The organism is Vibrio sp. 1562 (assembly GCF_033340155.1).
Classification (GTDB): Bacteria; Pseudomonadota; Gammaproteobacteria; order Enterobacterales; family Vibrionaceae; genus Vibrio; species Vibrio alginolyticus.
This window is the reverse complement of sequence record NZ_JAWOVY010000562.1, coordinates 1-591: the sequence shown is the minus strand read 5'-3', so window position 1 is coordinate 591 and position 591 is coordinate 1. Positions and strand designations below refer to the sequence as shown.

The following is a 591-nucleotide window of genomic DNA, read 5'->3' as shown; positions in this document are numbered from 1 at the left end:
ACCTTGCGCCGCGATAGCATTGATTAACTGATACAACAAACCTTCTTGAGCAATGTCGAGCGGAGCGGCTGGCTCATCTAAAATCAACAACTGCGAGTATGGATTTATCGTTCTCCACACTTGTAAGCATACACCCGCTAAGCGTACGCGTTGCCACTCGCCTCCTGATAGCGTTTGAATGCTGCGGTGCAGCTTATCTTGCAGTTGGACGAGCTCGACCACCATATTAACGGCATCACGAACTTTACCATCAGTGATCGCAGCGCCACTTGGCAACGACAACGCAAGATATTGAAAAACATCGACGTTAAATGCAGGTCTAGATTGCTGACATAAGTAACCGCGAACATGAGCTTGTTCCGACAGAGATAACGTTAGCAAGTTTTTGTCGTCCACATGAACTTCACCGCTCGCTCCATCCCTGCCAGTTAATGTGCCAGAAATCGCTGCGAGTAACGTACTCTTACCAGAGCCGTTTGGTCCGACAACGTGGACGACTTCGCCAGCTTCGCATTCAAATGAACGTGGCAGCAAACGACTTCCAACCGCTATATGCTTAACGCGCACCATGACTCTTCACCAACACCCAAA

General features: G+C 49.1%; 1 protein-coding gene. It reads right to left on the bottom strand.

Annotated elements, in window-relative coordinates; genetic code table 11:
* On the bottom strand, positions 1-570 hold a 570-nt coding region (locus R7Z49_RS26405), incomplete at its 3' end, for an ATP-binding cassette domain-containing protein (RefSeq protein WP_318112616.1).
* Positions 571-591 lie beyond the last annotated feature (21 nt).